This window comes from Belnapia sp. AC561, assembly GCF_979252845.1.
In genome coordinates this window covers 1-15,213 of the sequence record NZ_CEEDBP010000024.1, presented here as the reverse complement: position 1 = coordinate 15,213, position 15,213 = coordinate 1, and the positions used below count along the sequence as shown (strand labels likewise).

Here is a 15,213-nt window from a genome sequence, read left to right as displayed (position 1 = left end):
CGATGGCTGGAAAAGCGCGCCACTTCCGGCCACAACCCCGTGCGGCCCAAGGCGGGGCGGCACAAGGCGGGGATGCATGACGGAAACGGTGATGCTGACGGGCGGCACGGGCTTTCTCGGCTCGGCCATCGCGCTGGCGCTGCACCGGGCGGGACACCCGGTGCGGGCCCTGGTGCGGGAGGGGACGCCGCGCGGCGTATTGGCCGGCGTGCCGGCGGAATTCATCCCCGGCGACTTGACCGATGCGGCCTCCGTCGCCCGGGCGATGGAAGGCTGCGGGGCGGTGATCCATTGCGCCGCCGACTACCGGATCTTCGTGCCCGACCCGGCCCGGATGTGGGCGGTGAACGTCGCCGGGACCGAGGCGGTGATGCGCGCGGCGCTCGCCGCCGGCTGCCGCCGGGTGGTGCATGTCTCCTCGGTAGCGACGTTGAAGCCCCGGAAGGATGGCCGGCCGGCGACCGAGGCGGATGCGGCGACGCCCGAGCAGGCGATCGGCCCCTACAAGCGCTCCAAGACCGAGGCGGAGCGGCTGGTCGAGCGCCTGGTGGCCGAGGCCGGGCTGCCGGCGGTCATCGTCAATCCCTCCACCCCGATCGGCCCGCGCGACCGGCGGCCGACGCCGACCGGGCGGATCATCCTGGAAGCGGCACGGGGGCGGATGCCGGCCTATGTCGATACCGGGCTGAACCTGGTGCATGTGGACGACGTGGCCGCGGGCTGCGTCGCCGCGCTGACCCGCGGCGCCATCGGCGAGCGGCATATCCTCGGCGGCCAGGACGTGCCGCTGGGGGAGATGCTGGAGCGGATCGGCGCCACCTTCGGCCGCCGCAAGCCGATCCGGCTGCCGCGCCTGCCCCTTTGGCCCGCCGCGGTGGTCTCAGAGGGCTGGGCGCGGCTGAGCGGGCGGGAGCCGATGCTGACGCTCGACGGGCTGAGGATGGCCAAGGGGCGGATGTATTTCAGCTCCGCCAAGGCCGAGCGGGTGCTGGGCCACCAGGCGCGGCCCTGGCGGGAGGCGGTGGGGGAGGCGATCCTCTGGTTCCGCGAGCAGGGGATGCTGCGCAAGTGATCTGGCTGGGATTGGCGGCCTGCCTCGCCTGGGCGGTGCTGCTGCTGGGGCGCGGCTTCTTCTGGCTGGCGCGGGACGACGACCGGGATGCCGCGGCCCTGCCCGAGCCGGCTGCCTGGCCCAGCGTGGTCGCGGTGGTGCCGGCGCGGGACGAGGCGGCGACGATCGACGCGACGGTCGCCGGGCTGCTGGCGCAGGACTACCCGGGCGACTTCCGGCTGGTGGTGGTCGACGACCGCAGCACCGACGGCACCGGCGCGGCGGCGCGGGCGGCGGCGGCGGGGGATGCCCGGCTGGTGCTGCTGCGCGGCCAGGCCCGGCCGGCGGGCTGGACCGGCAAGCTCTGGGCGCTGGAGCAGGGGCTGGCCGAGGCGCGGCGGACCACGCCTGACTTCCTGCTGTTCACCGATGCGGATATCCGCCACAGCCCGGATAGCCTGCGCCGGCTGGTAGCCCGCGCCACCGCCGAGGGGCGGGTGCTGGTCTCGCTCATGGCCCGGCTGCGCTGCGCCTCGGCTGCCGAGCGCTGGATGATCCCGGCCTTCATCTTCTTCTTCCAGATGCTCTATCCCTTCCGCTGGTCCAACGCGCCGGGGGCGCGGACGGCGGCCGCGGCGGGCGGCTGCGTGCTGCTCGACCGCGCCGCCTTCGAGCGGGCGGGCGGCCTCGCGCCGATCCGCGGCGCCATCATCGACGACTGCGCCCTGGCGCGGCGGATGAAGGCCGTCGGGCCGATCTGGACCGGGCTGACCGGGCGGGTCGAGAGCCTCAGGCCCTATGCGGGCATGGGCGAGATCCGCCGGATGGTGGCGCGGACCGCCTATGCGCAATTGGGGTACCTCCCGGTGGCGCTTGTCGGGATGATGGCGGCGCTGGCGCTGGTCTTCCTGGTGCCGCCGGCCCTGGCGCTGTTCGGTGCGGGTGCCGCGCGGTGGCTGGGGTTGGCAGCCTGGGCGGCCATGGCGCTGGCCTTCGCGCCGACGCTCCGCCGCTTCGGGCTCGGCCCGTGGCGAGGCCTGGCGCTGCCGGGGATCGCCGCGGTCTACATGGCTTTCACCCTGGACTCGGCCTGGGCCGAGTGGCGGGGGCGGGGCGGCATGTGGAAAGGGGAGGCCGGGCCCCGGGCTGACCAGGGCGCCAATCGGGCCACAGGCCAGGATTAATCCGCGCCCATCCGGGCAGCTTGCCCTTCGCAACCACGGGAAGACGCCTTATTCCGTGGGATTCACGATCCGCGCCGCACCCGTGGCCGGATCGCCGCTGGACCACTGGGGGATTGCTCGCCTTGTCCACGATACAGGACCTCGCCGCATCCAAGCTCCGGTCGGAGTTGATGCTGGACGGCCCTCTGGGACCGCCCCTTCTGGGATCGCTGCTGCGGGAACCGCTGGATGCCGCCATCGACAGCGCCGCGGCGCATCTGCTGGCCCGCCAGCAGCCGGATGGTCATTGGGTCTTCGAGCTCGAGGCGGATGCCACCATCCCCTCCGAATACGTCATGCTGCGCCGCTTCTTCGGCCAGAAGGATGCGGTGCGGGAAGCGCGGATCGGCCGCTACATCCGGCGGATCCAGCAGCGGGAGGCGGCGATCTGCGGCGGCGGCTGGCCGCTGTTCCATGGCGGGCCGCTGGATGTCTCCTGCTCGGTGAAGGCCTATTTCGCGCTGCGGCTGATCGGCGATGCGGCGGATGCGCCGCATATGATGCTGGCGCGGCAGGCGATCCTGGCGGCCGGCGGGGCGGAGCAGTGCAACGTCTTCACCCGCGCGACCCTGGCGCTGTTCGGCGAGGTGCCCTGGCAGGCGGTGCCGGTGATGCCGCCCGAGATCATGCTGCTGCCGCGCTGGTTCCCCTTCCACCTGTCGAAGATCAGCTACTGGGCGCGCACCGTGCTGGTGCCGCTGACCGTGGTGATGGCGCGGCGGCCGCAGCCGCTGGCCCCGCTGGGCGTGACGGTGACCGAGCTGTTCCGCACCCCGCCGGCGCAGGTGAAGCACTGGCCGGGCGGCGCCCATGCGGCGGAGCCCTGGCGCACCCTGTTCCGCCAGATGGATGCGGTGCTGCAGCGCGCCCATGGCCTGATCCCCGAGACCCTGCGGGCCCGGGCCGAGGCGCGGGCCGAGGCCTTCGTGACCGAGCGGCTGAACGGCGAGGACGGGCTCGGCGCCATCTACCCGGCCATGGCCAATGCGATCCTGATGTACCACTGCCTCGGCGTGCCGGCCGATGACCCGCGGCTGGTGACGGCCTGGGCGGCGGTCGAGAAGCTGGTGCTCGACCGGCCGGAGCGCGAGGGCACGCCGGAGGAGACCTATGTCCAGCCCTGCCTCTCGCCGATCTGGGATACCGCGCTGGTGGCGCATGCCCTGATGGAAGCCGGCGGGCCGGCGGCGGATGCGGCGGTGGACCGCGGCCTCACCTGGCTGCTCGACCGGCAGGTGACCGACGTGGCGGGCGACTGGGCCGAGGCGCGCCCCGGTGTGCCGCCGGGCGGCTGGGCTTTCCAATATGCCAATCCGCACTACCCCGATGTCGACGACACGGCGGTGGTGGTGCTGGCGCTCGACCGGGCGCGGAAGCAGGCGGGACTGGAACCCGACGAACGGTCAGAGGCGGCGATCGAGCGGGCGACCGAATGGGTCGTCGGCATGCAGTCCAAGGGCGGCGGCTGGGGCGCCTTCGATGCCGACAATACCCATCACCACCTGAATTCCATTCCCTTCGCCGACCATGGGGCGCTGCTGGACCCGCCGACCGCCGATGTCTCCGGCCGCTGCCTGGCGATGCTGGCGCAGCTCGGCCATCCGCCCGAGAGCGCGGTGATGAAGCAGGCGGTCGAGTACCTGCTGGCGGAGCAGGAGCCGGATGGCGCCTGGTACGGCCGCTGGGGCGTGAACTATGTGTACGGCACCTGGTCGGCGGTGACGGCGCTGAATGCGGCCGGGCTGGGGCCGCAGCATCCGGCGATGCGCAAGGCCGTCGCCTGGCTGAAGGCGGCACAGAACCCCGATGGCGGCTGGGGCGAGGATGGCTTCACCTATCCGCGGCGCGGCGGCACCCGGGCTGACCCGGACCGGACGATGGCGCCAAGCAGCGCCAGCCAGACCGCCTGGGCGCTGCTGGCGCTGATGGCGGCGGGGGCGGTGGAGGATCCGGCGGTGGACCGGGGCGCGCTCTGGCTGCTGGCGCGGCAGGCGGAGGATGGGTCCTGGCCGGAGGACGACTACACGGGCACCGGTTTCCCGCGGGTCTTCTACCTGCGCTACCACGGCTATGCGCGGCTGTTTCCCTTGTGGGCGCTGGCCCGGGTGCGGAACCTGCGGCGGGGCAATTCGCGGCTGGTGGGCCACGGATTGTAGCGAATTCAAGGGGTTGGGCGGTTTCTAAAAGACTGCTCAATTCCGCTCAAATTTCCTCAATTCGGCTCAATTCCCCTCAATTCGGTAAAATTCCCACCAATTCCTCCCAATTCCGCGGGGCCAAGCCCTTGAGGATGCTGGGTTCCGGCCTCGATCGCCAACTGGACGGCTCATTCTAAAACGTGCATTCTAATTGGCATGGTCAGGACGGCACGGTTCACCGAGGGCGATTTCATCGAGGCGACCATGGCGCTGGTCGCCGAGGGCGGCCCGGCGGCCGCGACGATGCAGGCCATCGCCCGGCGCGTCGGGGCGCCCACCGGGTCCATCTATCATCGCTTCGAATCCCGCGCGGCCGTGCTCGGCACCGCCTGGAATGCCGCCTATGCCACCTTCGTCCGGGCCCTGGCGCCGCTGCTGCAGGCGGGGCGCCCCCGCGAGGCGGCGCTGGCCATCCTGCCCTGGTCGCGGGAGAACACGCGCCGCGCCCGCTTTCTGCTGCTGCATGATCCGGTCGGGTTGTTCGAGGATACCCCGCCGCCGGCGCCGCTGCGGGAGGCGCTGGAGCGGCTGGAGACCGAGTTCGATGCCGCCTTCCGCGCCTGCGTCGCCGCCTGCGGCGATGGCGTGCCGCGGGAGGAGGATCTGGCGCGGGCCCGGTTCCTGATCTTCGACGCGCCGATCGCCATCCTGCGCCCCGCGCTCGTGCAGGGCGGCGCGCTGCCGCCCTTCGCGGCGCGGATGATCGCCGAGCTGCATGCCGGCATGCCCTTGGGGGTCTCCCACGCGGAGGCCCGTCCTCTTTCCCTGTCCCTGGACGTCCGATGAACGAGTTCGCCCTGCGCCGAAGCATCAAGCTGCACAAGCCCGAGGATTTCGCCGGGATGCGCGCCGCGGGGCGGCTGGTCGCGGCCGCGCTCGACATGATCGGGGCGCATGTCCGGGAGGGGATCACCACCGCCGAGCTGGACCGGATCTGCCATGAGTTCGTGCTGGACCAGGGGGCGGTTCCGGCCTCCCTGGGCTATCGCGGCTATGCCCATGCGACCTGCATCTCCCTCAACCATGTCGTCTGCCACGGCATTCCCGGCGAGCGGCGGCTGGCGGAGGGGGATATCCTCAACATCGACCTCGCGGCGATCCTGGACGGCTGGCATGGCGACAGCAGCCGCATGTATGCGGTGGGCGAGCCCGGCACGCGGGCGCGGCGGCTGATGGATGTGACGCATGCGGCGATGATGCGGGGCATCGCGGCGATCCGGCCCGGGGCGACGGTGGGCGACATCGGCTTTGCCATCCAGCGGCATGTCGAGGCGGAGCGGTTCAGCGTGGTCCGCGACTTCTGCGGCCATGGGCTGGGCCGGGTCTATCACGATGCGCCGGACGTGCTGAATTACGGCAGGCGGGGTGATGGGCCGGCCCTGCGGCCGGGGATGTTCCTGACGGTCGAGCCGATGGTGAATGCCGGCCGGCCGGAGGTGAAGGTCTTGGGTGACGGCTGGACCGCCGTGACCCGCGACCGCAGCCTCTCGGCCCAGTACGAGCACAGCGTCGGCGTGACCGAGACCGGCTACGAGATCTTCACGCTCTCAGATTTAGGATAAAAGACCTATATCTGACCCGCGCCCTGCAAGCAAGCAAAAATAGAAGGGGGCCCGGGGGGATACCTCCCCCCGGACCTTCCTTGCTTCAGGCCCGCGCGACAGGCGGCAGATAGATCTGCCCCCCCGTGTTGCGGAACTTGTCGCTCATCTCCTCCATCCCCTGCTGCGCCGCCGCCCGGACTTCCTGGCTGATCTTCATCGAGCAGAACTTCGGGCCGCACATGGAGCAGAAATGCGCCAGCTTGGCGCCTTCGGCCGGCAGGGTCTGGTCGTGGAACTGCTCGGCCGTGGCGGGGTCGAGGCTGAGGTTGAACTGGTCGCGCCAGCGGAAGTCGAAGCGGGCGCGGGACAGCGCATCGTCGCGCAGCTTGGCCGCCGGATGGCCCTTGGCGAGGTCGGCGGCGTGGGCGGCGATCCGGTAGGTGATGACGCCGACCTTCACGTCGTCCCGGTCCGGCAGGCCGAGATGCTCCTTCGGCGTGACGTAGCAGAGCATGGCGCAGCCGAACCAGCCGATCATCGCCGCACCGATGCCGGAGGTGATGTGGTCGTAGCCGGGGGCGATGTCGGTGGTCAGCGGTCCGAGGGTGTAGAAGGGGGCTTCGCCGCAGACCTCGAGCTGCTTTTCCATGTTCACCTTGATCTTGTGCATCGGCACGTGGCCGGGGCCTTCGATCATCACCTGCACGTCGCGGGCCCAGGCCACCTTGGTGAGCTCGCCGAGGGTCTCGAGCTCGGCGAATTGGGCGGCGTCGTTGGCATCGGCGATGGAGCCGGGGCGGAGGCCGTCGCCGAGCGAGAAGCTGACGTCATAGGCCGCCATGATCTCGCAGATCTCGTCGAAGTGGGTGTAGAGGAAATTCTCCTGGTGATGCGCCAGGCACCACTTGGCCATGATCGAGCCGCCGCGGGAGACGATGCCGGTGACGCGCTTCGCCGTCAGCGGGATGTAGGCCAAGCGGACGCCGGCGTGGATGGTGAAATAATCCACCCCCTGCTCGGCCTGCTCGATGAGGGTGTCGCGGAAGATCTCCCAGGTGAGGTCCTCGGCGCGGCCGTTCACCTTCTCCAGCGCCTGGTAGATCGGCACGGTGCCGATGGGCACGGGGCTGTTGCGGATGATCCATTCCCGGGTGGTGTGGATGTTGCGGCCGGTGCTGAGGTCCATGACGGTGTCGCCGCCCCAGCGGATGGCCCAGACCAGCTTGTCGACTTCCTGCGCGACCGAGGAGGCGACGGCGCTGTTGCCGATGTTGGCGTTGATCTTGACCAGGAAGTTGCGGCCGATCGCCATCGGCTCGGATTCCGGGTGGTTGATGTTCACCGGGATGATGGCGCGGCCGCGGGCGATCTCGGAGCGGACGAATTCCGCCGTGACGTAGTCGGGGATCTCGGCGCCGAAGCTCTCGCCGTCGCGCTCGGCGGCTTCGCGGAGCTGGGCGCGGCCCACGTTCTCGCGGATGGCGACGTATTCCATCTCCGGCGTGATGATGCCGGCGCGGGCATAGGCGAGCTGGGTCGGGACCTTGCCGGGCTTGGCGCGCAGCGGCTGGCGGGTGGTGCGGTCGAAGACCGGGACGCGGCGGGCCTCGCCGGGCTTCAGGCCGTCGTCCTCGGGCTTGGGGTCGCGGCCCTCGTAGGCCTCGACGTCGCCGCGGGCCTCGATCCACTTCTGGCGGAGGGCGGGCAGGCCGCGGCGGATGTCGGCGACATAGCCGGCATCGGTATAGGGGCCGGAGGGGTCGTAGACCCGGAGCGGCGGCTCGTTGGCGGAGGGGTCGAGGTCGATCTCGCGCATGGCCACCCGGATGTCGGGGTGGTGAATCCCGGCAATATGGACCTTGCGGGAGGCCGGCAGCGGGCCGGTGGTGACGTCAAGGGCTTCGGTGGGGAAGATATCGGGCATTCTTGGACCTCCTGAAGGGAGATCCGGGTGGTGTGACGCGCGGGGCCGGGCGCAATTGGTCTTCGGATTACGCCCGCTCGTTCCGTTCCCTACGCCGGCATGACCCGGATCAGGTTCGAAGGGTCAGGGCGACTTAGCCCACTCTCAGCCCCTGCCGGGGCCCCCCTTGGAACAGGATCAGGGTGCTGCCGGGCCGGGCCGCTTGTCAATCGGCCCTGGCCGCGGGGTCGTCAGAGCTGCTCGCGTTCCCGCTGCTGCGGCTGGGGAGGCTGGCCGTCCTGGTCCTGGTCGTTTTCCGGGGCCTGGTCGTGGCGCTGGTCGGCCCGGGAGTCGTTGCGGTGATCGGGGCGGTGATCGGGGCGCTGATCATGGCGCTGGTCGCCGCGCGGGTCGGGGCGCTGCTCGGCGCCGTTGCGGGGGTCGTTGAACTCGGGCTGCTGCTCGCCGCCCTCGGCCTGGCCCTCGCCCTGGTCCGGGCCGTTCTGGTAGCGGCGCTGCTGCTGCTGGGGCGGGCCGCCCTGCTGCTGCTGCTGGACCTGGCTCATCGCGTTCAGAATGCGGAAGTAGTGCTCCGCGTGCTGGAAGTAGCTTTCCGCCATGACGCGGTCGCCGGAGCCGGTGGCGTCGCGGCCGAGCTGGAGATACTTCTCGAAGAGCTGCTGGGCGGTGCCGCGCAGCCGCATGTCGGGGCCGTTCGAGTCGAAGACGTGGTTCCGGCTCATCGGCTGGTGAGCAGCGGGGCGGTACTGGCCGCCACCCCCGCCGCCGCCGCCCTGGCCGCCACCTTGACCACCACCGCCCTGGCCGCCTCCACCGTGACGGTGGCTGCGGCCGCGAATCCGTTTCATGTTCATCGGTATTGCGTCTGCCGTCTCGCAGGTGGGCCGCCCCGTCCTGGCCCGCGGTTCGGGCAGGATCGGTATTGGCGGTCGGGGTTTTTCAAATCGCCATGGAGGCTATTGTCAGCAGGCCGGTCCATGGATGAAGGTCTGCGCGGCACGGCACAAGGCAAAGCCAGCCTGCCCACGAAGTCCGCATTCAAGCTAATCCCTGGGAGCCCTGCTGCCAAACTGTTTTTTGAGGGGGTGGGTTGGTTCCGCCGGACAGGACCAGGGCGCGGTCGATGCCGCCGAGGTCGGCGCGGCAGCCGAGGGGGGTGAGGTCGGCGGCGCGGGCGAGCGACTCCACCGCCGGGCGCTGGCCCTGGCCGAGTTCGAGGATGGCGCGGCCGTCCGGGGCGAGCAGGGCCGGGAGGGCGGTGGCGAGGGCGCGGTAGGCCTCCAGGCCATCGTTGCCGCCATCGAGCGCCGAGGCGGGCTCGTGCCGGGCGACGTCGGGCATCAGGCCGGGGATGGAACCCGATTCGATATAGGGCGGGTTGGAAAGGACGAGGTCGAAGCGGCCGGCGAGCGGCGCCGCCCAGTCGGCGACGAGGAAGCGGGCCGCCAGGCCGAGCGCCCGGGCATTGCGCTGTGCCAGGGCGGCGGCGCCAGCGATGCGGTCGATCCCGATGCCGCTGGCGGCCGGGTATTCGCTGAGCACGGCGAGCAGCAGGCAGCCGGTGCCGGTACCGAGGTCGAGGATGCGGAGCGGCGCGGCGCGGTCGGGGAAGGCCTCCAGCGCGGCTTCCACCAGGGCTTCCGAATCGGCGCGGGGGATCAGGGTGGCGGGGGAGACGGCGAAGCGGAGGGACCAGAATTCGGCGAAGCCCAGCAGGTGGGCGACCGGGGCATGGTCCAGCCGGCGGCGCAGGAGGTCGGCGAAGGCCTGGGCGGCGGGTGCGGGGACGGCGGCGCGGGGGTCGCGCAGCAGGTCCTCCTGCCGGCAGGCGAGGGCATGGGCGAGCAGGATGCGGGCTTCCTGTCGCGGGCTCTCGATGGCGGCGGCGCGCAGGTGCTGGCCGGCGCGGCAGAGGAAGAAGCCGACGGTGCCGGCCGGCTCGGCGCAGGTGGAGGTGGTCAATCCTGGTCCGCCGCGAGCCGCGCCGCCTCATCCTCCTGGGTCAGCGCGTCGATGATCTCGTCGAAGTCGCCGAGCATCACCTTCTCGATCTTGTGGAGCGTCAGGCCGATGCGGTGGTCGGTCACCCGCCCTTGCGGGAAATTGTAGGTGCGGATGCGCTCGGACCGGTCGCCGGTGCCGACCTGGGACTTGCGGTCGGCGGCGCGGGTGCCGGCGAGGCGGGCGCGCTGGGCCTCGTAGATGCGGGCGCGGAGGACCTTCATGGCCTTGGCGCGGTTCTTGTGCTGGCTCCGCTCCTCCTGCATCGCCACCACCGTATTGGTCGGGATATGGGTGATGCGGACGGCGCTGTCGGTCTTGTTGACGTGCTGGCCGCCGGCGCCGCTGGCCCGGTAGGTATCGATCCGCAGGTCGCTGTCGTTGATCTGGACGTCGACCTCCTCGGCCTCCGGCAGCACGGCGACGGTGATGGTCGAGGTATGGATGCGGCCCTGCGTCTCCGTCGCCGGCACGCGCTGGACGCGGTGGACGCCGGATTCGTACTTGAACTTGGCGAAGACGCCGCGGCCCTGGATCTCGGCGGTCGCGCCCTTCACCCCGCCCAGCTCGCCCTCGTCGTATTCCATGACCTCGAACTTCCAGCGGCGGCCCTCGGCGTAGCGCTGGTAGGCGCGGAACAGCTCGGCGGCGAACAGCGCGGCCTCGTCGCCGCCAGCGGCGGGGCGGATCTCGAGGATGGCGCTGCGTTCGTCGGCGCTGTCCTTGGGCAGCAGCATGAGGCGGACCTCGCGCTCAAGCCGCGGGACGGCGTCCTTCTGGGCGAGGTATTCATCCTCGGCCAGCTCGCGCAGCTCGGGGTCGGCCAGCATGGCCTCGGCCTCGTCGCGGGCGCGTTCGGCGGCGCGGAGGGCCTCGACCTTGGCGACCAGGGGTTCGAGCTCGGACAGCTCCTTCGACATGGCGCCGAACTGGCCGCCCTCGGCGGTGGCGAGCTGGTGCTTAAGTTCCTCGGCGCGGGTCAGGACGCGGTCGAGCTTGTCGGCGATGCTCATGGCGTCGGCGCCTCGTCTTCCTCGGCCTCCAGCATGTCGGCGAGCAGCGCCTCGACGGCGCTGTCCACCACGCCGGTCTCGGCCAGGGCGCGGACGACGTCGTCGAGCGGCACGCGCTCCTGGGTGCCGGCGTCGAGGTTGCGGACGATGGCCAAGCCCTCGGCCAGCTCGTCCTCGCCGAGGATGACGGCGGCGCCGGCGCCGATCTTGTTGGCCCGCTCCATCCGCCGCTTGGCGTTGCCGCGGTAGGCGATCTCGGCGATCACGCCGGACTGGCGCAGCATCTGCAGCAGGTCGAGCGCCGGGCCTTCCGCCGCATCGCCGAGCGGGATGACGGCGACCGGGCGGGGGGGCGGCGGGGTGAGGCCGGCGGCCTCGACCAGCAGCGCCAGGCGCTCGACGCCGGCGGCCCAGCCGACGGAGGGGGTGGCGGGGCCGCCCATCTCCTCCACGAGCCCGTTGTAGCGGCCGCCGCCCATGACGGTGCCCTGGGCGCCGAGACGCTCCGTCACGAATTCGAAGGCGGTGTGGCTGTAGTAGTCGAGGCCCCGGACGATGCGCGGGTTGACCCGGAAGGGGACGCCGAAGCGGGTCAGGTGGCGCTGCACCGTCTCGAAGAAGGTGGCGGCCTCGGGGGTCAGGTGGTCGAAGATGGTCGGCGCATCGGCGATCAGGGCGCGGTCGCCCTTGTCCTTGCTGTCGAGGATGCGGAGCGGGTTCTTCTCGAGCCGCATCCGGCTGTCGGCCGAGAGCGCCTCGGCATGGCCGGTGAAGTAGCCGACCAGCGCGGCGCGGTAGGCATCCCGCGACGGCGCGTCGCCGAGGGTGTTGATCTCGAGGATGGTGCCCTCCTCGATGCCGAGCTCCTGCTGGATCTGCCAGCCGCAGGCGATGACCTCGGCATCGGCCAGCGGCTCGGGGGCGCCCAGCACCTCGATCCCGATCTGGTGGAACTGGCGGTAGCGGCCCTTCTGCGGCCGTTCGTAGCGGAACATCGGCCCGGCGTAGAAGACCTTGCGGGGCAGGCCGCCCTGGGTCAGCCCGTTGCTGACCAGGGCGCGGCAGACGCCGGCGGTGTTCTCGGGCCGGAGGGTGACGCTCTCGCCGCCGCGGTCCTCGAAGACGTACATCTCCTTCGAGACGACGTCCGAGGTATCGCCCAGGCCGCGGCTGAAGACGCGGGTGTCCTCGAAGATGGGGGTCGCCCATTCCTCGAAGCCATACAGGGTGGCGATGCGGCGTGCGACCTCGATGACACGGTGGTGGCGGCGGTGGTCCGCGCCGATCAGGTCATGGGTGCCGCGGGCGGGCTGAAGCTGGGACATGGGGATGGCGGATAATCCTGTGTCGGGCGCAGGGCAAGCGAAGCCGGAGCGCAAGGCCGCGCGGTGGAACGAGCGGCGGGTTCGGACGCTGCTGTTCCGAGGCCGTGCGGCCGGCGGAGAGGAGAGAAACGATGAAACAGCTGATCTGGTCGGCGGCGCTGGTGCCGATGCTGCTGGCGGGCTGCGCCCAGACGCAGCAGGCGGCCGATACCACGGTCGCGGCGGCGAAGGCGCAGGTGAACCCGACCCTGTCCACCACCGATGCCAGCTTCATCACCGCCGCCACACGCGGCGGCATGGCGGAGACCCGCCTGGCGGAGCTGGCGCTGCGCAACGGCCGGTCCCCGGCGGTGAAGAGCTTCGCCCGCACGCTGATGACGGACCATAACGCCGGCAACCAGGAACTCGCGGCGCTGGCCCGGCGGAAGGAGATCACCCCGCCCGAAGGCATCGGGGCGGAATATCAGGGCGTCTACGACGACCTGGCCAAGCTGCGCGGCCGGGCCTTCGACCGGGCCTATGCCCAGGCGATGGTGAAGGACCACGAGGACGACATCCGCGAATACCAGGCCGAGGCGCGGGACGGGACCGACCCGGACGTGCGGGCCTTTGCCGCCAGGACGGTGCCGATGCTGGAGCAGCACCTGCGGGCGGCACAGGCGCTGATGCCGGGCCGCACGCGGCGTTGAGAGGCTTCGAGGAGGACGTCGTCCCCCTCGGGCACCCCCGGCCAAGGGCCAAAGGCCCTCCAGAACCGGTAGCTTGGGTGGGCATCGGCCGTACGGGCGGTGCCGGCCTTAAGGGCCGATCAGCCGTACGGTCGGAAAGACGCCGCGGTAGCGCTGCGGATCCCGGGTCAGCAACGGCAGCCCGGCCACCGCGGCATGGGCACCGATGAAGAAATCCGGCAGCACGCCGGTGCGGGTGCCGCCGCGGCGGCGATAGGCGCGGAAGGCCTTGCCGGCGAGGAACAGTGCCTCGGGCGGGATCGGCAGGCTTTCGGCCTGGATCAGGGCGAGGAAGCCGGTGCAATCCTCCAGCCGGTCGAAGCCGATCGAGAGTTCGGCGAAGACGACGTCGTTGACGAGGAGCGGGCCGCGGGCGGCGGCGGCTTCCAGCGCCCGTTCCGACCAAGTGGCCCAGGTGGGGTCGCGGCCGGTGAGGTCCAGCAGGATGTTGGTATCGACCAGGGTCACCGGTGTCGGGTCACCCGGGGGGCGTCGCGTCGTCCCGGGTGAGGGCCATGATCTCCTCGGTGCTCAGGCCGTTGCGGGCGGCGGCGAAGCTGCGGGCGCGGGCGAAGCGGCTGGGCGCGGCGGGGGTCTCGGCGGCGGCGCGCTGCAGCAGCACCCGGCCCTCGGCATCCAGGACGAAATCCACCTCGCTGCCCGGAGCGAGCCCCAGGTGGTCGCGCAGCGGCTTCGGGATGGTGACCTGGCCCTTGACGGTGACGGGCATGCCCATGGCGGTAATACCTGAGGAAGGACGGGTATTACCTAGGCGGGGAGGACGCTGGTTGCAAGCTTTACCCGAACAGGTGAGGGAAGCGCACCGCCAGGGTCAGGCCGCTGGAGAGCACCGCCTGGGCCAGCAGCATCCAGCCCAGCCGTCGTAGCGGCGCATCGCCCTCGGGCAGGCGCCGCCGCCCGACCAGCAGGGCCGCGGCGGCGAGCCCGGCCATCCTACTCGGCCGCCAGCGCCGCCTTGGCCGCGGCTTCGGAGGCCTGGATCTCGCCGACCTTCTTCTCCACCAGGGAGACGACGTGGTCGACCATGGCGGCCTCGTCGATGGTGTGGTCGGTCTTGCCCGCGGCATAGATCATGTGCCGGCCGGCGCCGCCGCCGGTGAGGCCGATGTCGGTCATCAGCGCCTCGCCCGGGCCGTTGACCACGCAGCCGATGATGGAGAGCGTCACCGGCGTCTCGATATGCGCGAGGCGGTCTTCGAGCGTCGCCACCGTGCGGATGACGTCGAAGCCCTGCCGGGCGCAGGAGGGGCAGGAGATGATCTTCACGCCGCGATGGCGGATGCCCAGCGACTTCAGGATCTCCCAGCCGACATGGACCTCCTCCTCCGGTTCCGCCGAGAGCGAGACCCGCATGGTGTCGCCGATGCCGGCCCAGAGCAGGCTGCCGAGGCCCACCGCCGACTTCACCGTGCCGGTGCGCTTGCCCCCCGCCTCGGTGATGCCGATGTGCAGCGGGTGGTCGCAGACCTCGGCGAGCTGCTGGTAGGCGGCGGCGGCGAGGAAGACGTCCGAGGCCTTCACGCTGATCTTGAACTCGTGGAAGTCGTTGTCCTGCAGGTGGGCGGCGTGCCAGAGCGCGCTCTCGACCAGCGCCTCCGGGTTCGGCTCGCCGTATTTCTCCAGCAGGTGCTTCTCCAGCGACCCGGCATTGACGCCGATGCGGATGGAGCAGCCGTAGTCGCGGGCGGCCTTGACCACTTCCTTGACGCGTTCCGCGCTGCCGATGTTGCCCGGGTTGATGCGGAGGCAGGCGGCGCCGGCCTTGGCCGCCTCGATGGCGCGGCGGTAGTGGAAGTGGATGTCGGCGACGATCGGGACATTCACCTCCCGCACGATCTCGGCCAGCGCCGCGGTCGATTCCGGCGTGGGGCAGGAGACGCGGACGATGTCGACGCCGGCGACCTCCGACTTGCGGATCTGGGCGATGGTCGCCGCCGCATCCTCGGTCGGCGTATTGGTCATGGTCTGGACCGTGATCGGCGCGTCGCCGCCGACAAGGACCTTGCCCACCCGGATCTGGCGCGACTTGCGCCGGGTGATCATCTGGTAGGGGCGATAGCTCATGCGCAGGATTCCCCAAGGGGTCGTGGCGAGAGGATATGGCATCCCGCCGGGCTTTGCCAAAGCACCCCGGCGGCGGGCCGGGTCATTGCGGGACCGGCCGGGGTGGCGTGGCGGGCGGGGC

15 protein-coding genes and 1 riboswitch are annotated in these 15,213 nt (G+C 71.2%); of the genes, 6 read left to right on the top strand and 9 right to left on the bottom strand.

Going from position 1 to position 15,213, the window contains the following annotated elements:
* Window positions 1-76: 76 nt before the first annotated feature.
* The 5 genes from hpnA (at window position 77) to map (ending at window position 6,034) form a co-directional block, all read left to right on the top strand.
* A complete protein-coding gene (hpnA, locus tag AC0IW9_RS18830) occupies window positions 77-1,072 on the top strand; it encodes a hopanoid-associated sugar epimerase (RefSeq protein WP_471649828.1) in 996 nt (331 codons plus the stop codon).
* Entirely contained in the window at window positions 1,069-2,235 is a 1,167-nt protein-coding gene (locus AC0IW9_RS18825) for a glycosyltransferase (protein WP_471649827.1), read from the top strand. Before hpnA ends, AC0IW9_RS18825 begins: the two co-directional genes overlap by 4 nt.
* A gap of 170 nt (window positions 2,236-2,405) precedes the next feature.
* The gene (gene shc, locus AC0IW9_RS18820) at window positions 2,406-4,430 is read left to right on the top strand and encodes a squalene--hopene cyclase (protein WP_471649826.1); all 2,025 of its coding nucleotides are present in this window, start codon (window positions 2,406-2,408) and stop codon (window positions 4,428-4,430) included.
* A 198-nt stretch (window positions 4,431-4,628) separates the two neighbouring features.
* The gene (locus tag AC0IW9_RS18815; RefSeq protein ID WP_471649825.1) at window positions 4,629-5,258 is read left to right on the top strand and encodes a TetR/AcrR family transcriptional regulator; all 630 of its coding nucleotides are present in this window, start codon (window positions 4,629-4,631) and stop codon (window positions 5,256-5,258) included.
* Entirely contained in the window at window positions 5,255-6,034 is a 780-nt protein-coding gene (gene map / locus AC0IW9_RS18810; RefSeq protein WP_471649824.1) for a type I methionyl aminopeptidase, read from the top strand. Before AC0IW9_RS18815 ends, map begins: the two co-directional genes overlap by 4 nt.
* An 85-nt stretch (window positions 6,035-6,119) precedes the next feature.
* Here the strand turns inward: map and thiC are convergent, their stop codons facing one another.
* From thiC to hisS, 5 genes are all read right to left on the bottom strand, one after another.
* A complete protein-coding gene (thiC, locus tag AC0IW9_RS18805; RefSeq protein ID WP_471649823.1) occupies window positions 6,120-7,940 on the bottom strand; it encodes a phosphomethylpyrimidine synthase ThiC in 1,821 nt (606 codons plus the stop codon).
* 68 nt (window positions 7,941-8,008) lie between these two features.
* A riboswitch (TPP riboswitch) is annotated at window positions 8,009-8,117 on the bottom strand.
* Between the two features lie 53 nt (window positions 8,118-8,170).
* The gene (locus tag AC0IW9_RS18800; protein ID WP_471649822.1) at window positions 8,171-8,662 is read right to left on the bottom strand and encodes a DUF4167 domain-containing protein; all 492 of its coding nucleotides are present in this window, start codon (window positions 8,660-8,662) and stop codon (window positions 8,171-8,173) included.
* A gap of 316 nt (window positions 8,663-8,978) precedes the next feature.
* Window positions 8,979-9,902: a peptide chain release factor N(5)-glutamine methyltransferase gene (prmC, locus tag AC0IW9_RS18795; protein WP_471649821.1), complete on the bottom strand. Its 924-nt coding sequence runs from the start codon at window positions 9,900-9,902 to the stop codon at window positions 8,979-8,981.
* Window positions 9,899-10,954, bottom strand: a complete 1,056-nt coding sequence (prfA, locus tag AC0IW9_RS18790) for a peptide chain release factor 1 (RefSeq protein ID WP_471649820.1) — start codon at window positions 10,952-10,954, stop codon at window positions 9,899-9,901. Before prfA ends, prmC begins: the two co-directional genes overlap by 4 nt.
* Entirely contained in the window at window positions 10,951-12,279 is a 1,329-nt protein-coding gene (gene hisS / locus AC0IW9_RS18785) for a histidine--tRNA ligase (protein ID WP_471649819.1), read from the bottom strand. Before hisS ends, prfA begins: the two co-directional genes overlap by 4 nt.
* A 131-nt stretch (window positions 12,280-12,410) precedes the next feature.
* Between hisS and AC0IW9_RS18780 the strand changes: the two genes are divergently transcribed.
* Complete coding sequence (locus AC0IW9_RS18780) at window positions 12,411-12,968, top strand: DUF4142 domain-containing protein (protein WP_471649818.1); 558 nt, start codon at window positions 12,411-12,413, stop codon at window positions 12,966-12,968.
* A gap of 108 nt (window positions 12,969-13,076) precedes the next feature.
* Here AC0IW9_RS18780 and AC0IW9_RS18775 read toward each other — a convergent pair whose 3' ends face one another.
* The 4 genes from AC0IW9_RS18775 to ispG all read right to left on the bottom strand — a co-directional run bounded on the left by AC0IW9_RS18775 (window position 13,077) and on the right by ispG (window position 15,092).
* Complete coding sequence (locus AC0IW9_RS18775; protein ID WP_471649817.1) at window positions 13,077-13,475, bottom strand: type II toxin-antitoxin system VapC family toxin; 399 nt, start codon at window positions 13,473-13,475, stop codon at window positions 13,077-13,079.
* Window positions 13,476-13,485: 10 nt separating this feature from the next.
* Window positions 13,486-13,743, bottom strand: a complete 258-nt coding sequence (locus AC0IW9_RS18770) for an AbrB/MazE/SpoVT family DNA-binding domain-containing protein (RefSeq protein ID WP_471649816.1) — start codon at window positions 13,741-13,743, stop codon at window positions 13,486-13,488.
* A 61-nt stretch (window positions 13,744-13,804) separates the two neighbouring features.
* Window positions 13,805-13,960 carry a hypothetical protein gene (locus tag AC0IW9_RS18765; RefSeq protein WP_471649815.1) on the bottom strand — a complete coding sequence of 52 codons (156 nt, stop codon included), beginning with the start codon at window positions 13,958-13,960 and terminating at the stop codon, window positions 13,805-13,807.
* Between the two features lies 1 nt (window position 13,961).
* Window positions 13,962-15,092 carry a flavodoxin-dependent (E)-4-hydroxy-3-methylbut-2-enyl-diphosphate synthase gene (gene ispG, locus AC0IW9_RS18760; RefSeq protein WP_471649814.1) on the bottom strand — a complete coding sequence of 377 codons (1,131 nt, stop codon included), beginning with the start codon at window positions 15,090-15,092 and terminating at the stop codon, window positions 13,962-13,964.
* Window positions 15,093-15,213 lie beyond the last annotated feature (121 nt).

Excerpts from the sequence above, each read along its gene's own strand:
- hpnA (WP_471649828.1), top strand. The coding sequence starts at position 77 with ATGACGGAAACGGTGATGCTGACGGGCGGCACGGGCTTTCTCGGCTCG.
- shc (WP_471649826.1), top strand. The coding sequence starts at position 2,406 with ATGCTGGACGGCCCTCTGGGACCGCCCCTTCTGGGATCGCTGCTGCGG.
- AC0IW9_RS18815 (WP_471649825.1), top strand. The coding sequence starts at position 4,629 with ATGGTCAGGACGGCACGGTTCACCGAGGGCGATTTCATCGAGGCGACC.
- map (WP_471649824.1), top strand. The coding sequence starts at position 5,255 with ATGAACGAGTTCGCCCTGCGCCGAAGCATCAAGCTGCACAAGCCCGAG.
- thiC (WP_471649823.1), bottom strand. The coding sequence starts at position 7,940 with ATGCCCGATATCTTCCCCACCGAAGCCCTTGACGTCACCACCGGCCCG.
- AC0IW9_RS18800 (WP_471649822.1), bottom strand. The coding sequence starts at position 8,662 with ATGAGCCGGAACCACGTCTTCGACTCGAACGGCCCCGACATGCGGCTG.
- prfA (WP_471649820.1), bottom strand. The coding sequence starts at position 10,954 with ATGAGCATCGCCGACAAGCTCGACCGCGTCCTGACCCGCGCCGAGGAA.
- hisS (WP_471649819.1), bottom strand. The coding sequence starts at position 12,279 with ATGTCCCAGCTTCAGCCCGCCCGCGGCACCCATGACCTGATCGGCGCG.
- AC0IW9_RS18780 (WP_471649818.1), top strand. The coding sequence starts at position 12,411 with ATGAAACAGCTGATCTGGTCGGCGGCGCTGGTGCCGATGCTGCTGGCG.
- AC0IW9_RS18770 (WP_471649816.1), bottom strand. The coding sequence starts at position 13,743 with ATGGGCATGCCCGTCACCGTCAAGGGCCAGGTCACCATCCCGAAGCCG.
- AC0IW9_RS18765 (WP_471649815.1), bottom strand. The coding sequence starts at position 13,960 with ATGGCCGGGCTCGCCGCCGCGGCCCTGCTGGTCGGGCGGCGGCGCCTG.
- ispG (WP_471649814.1), bottom strand. The coding sequence starts at position 15,092 with ATGAGCTATCGCCCCTACCAGATGATCACCCGGCGCAAGTCGCGCCAG.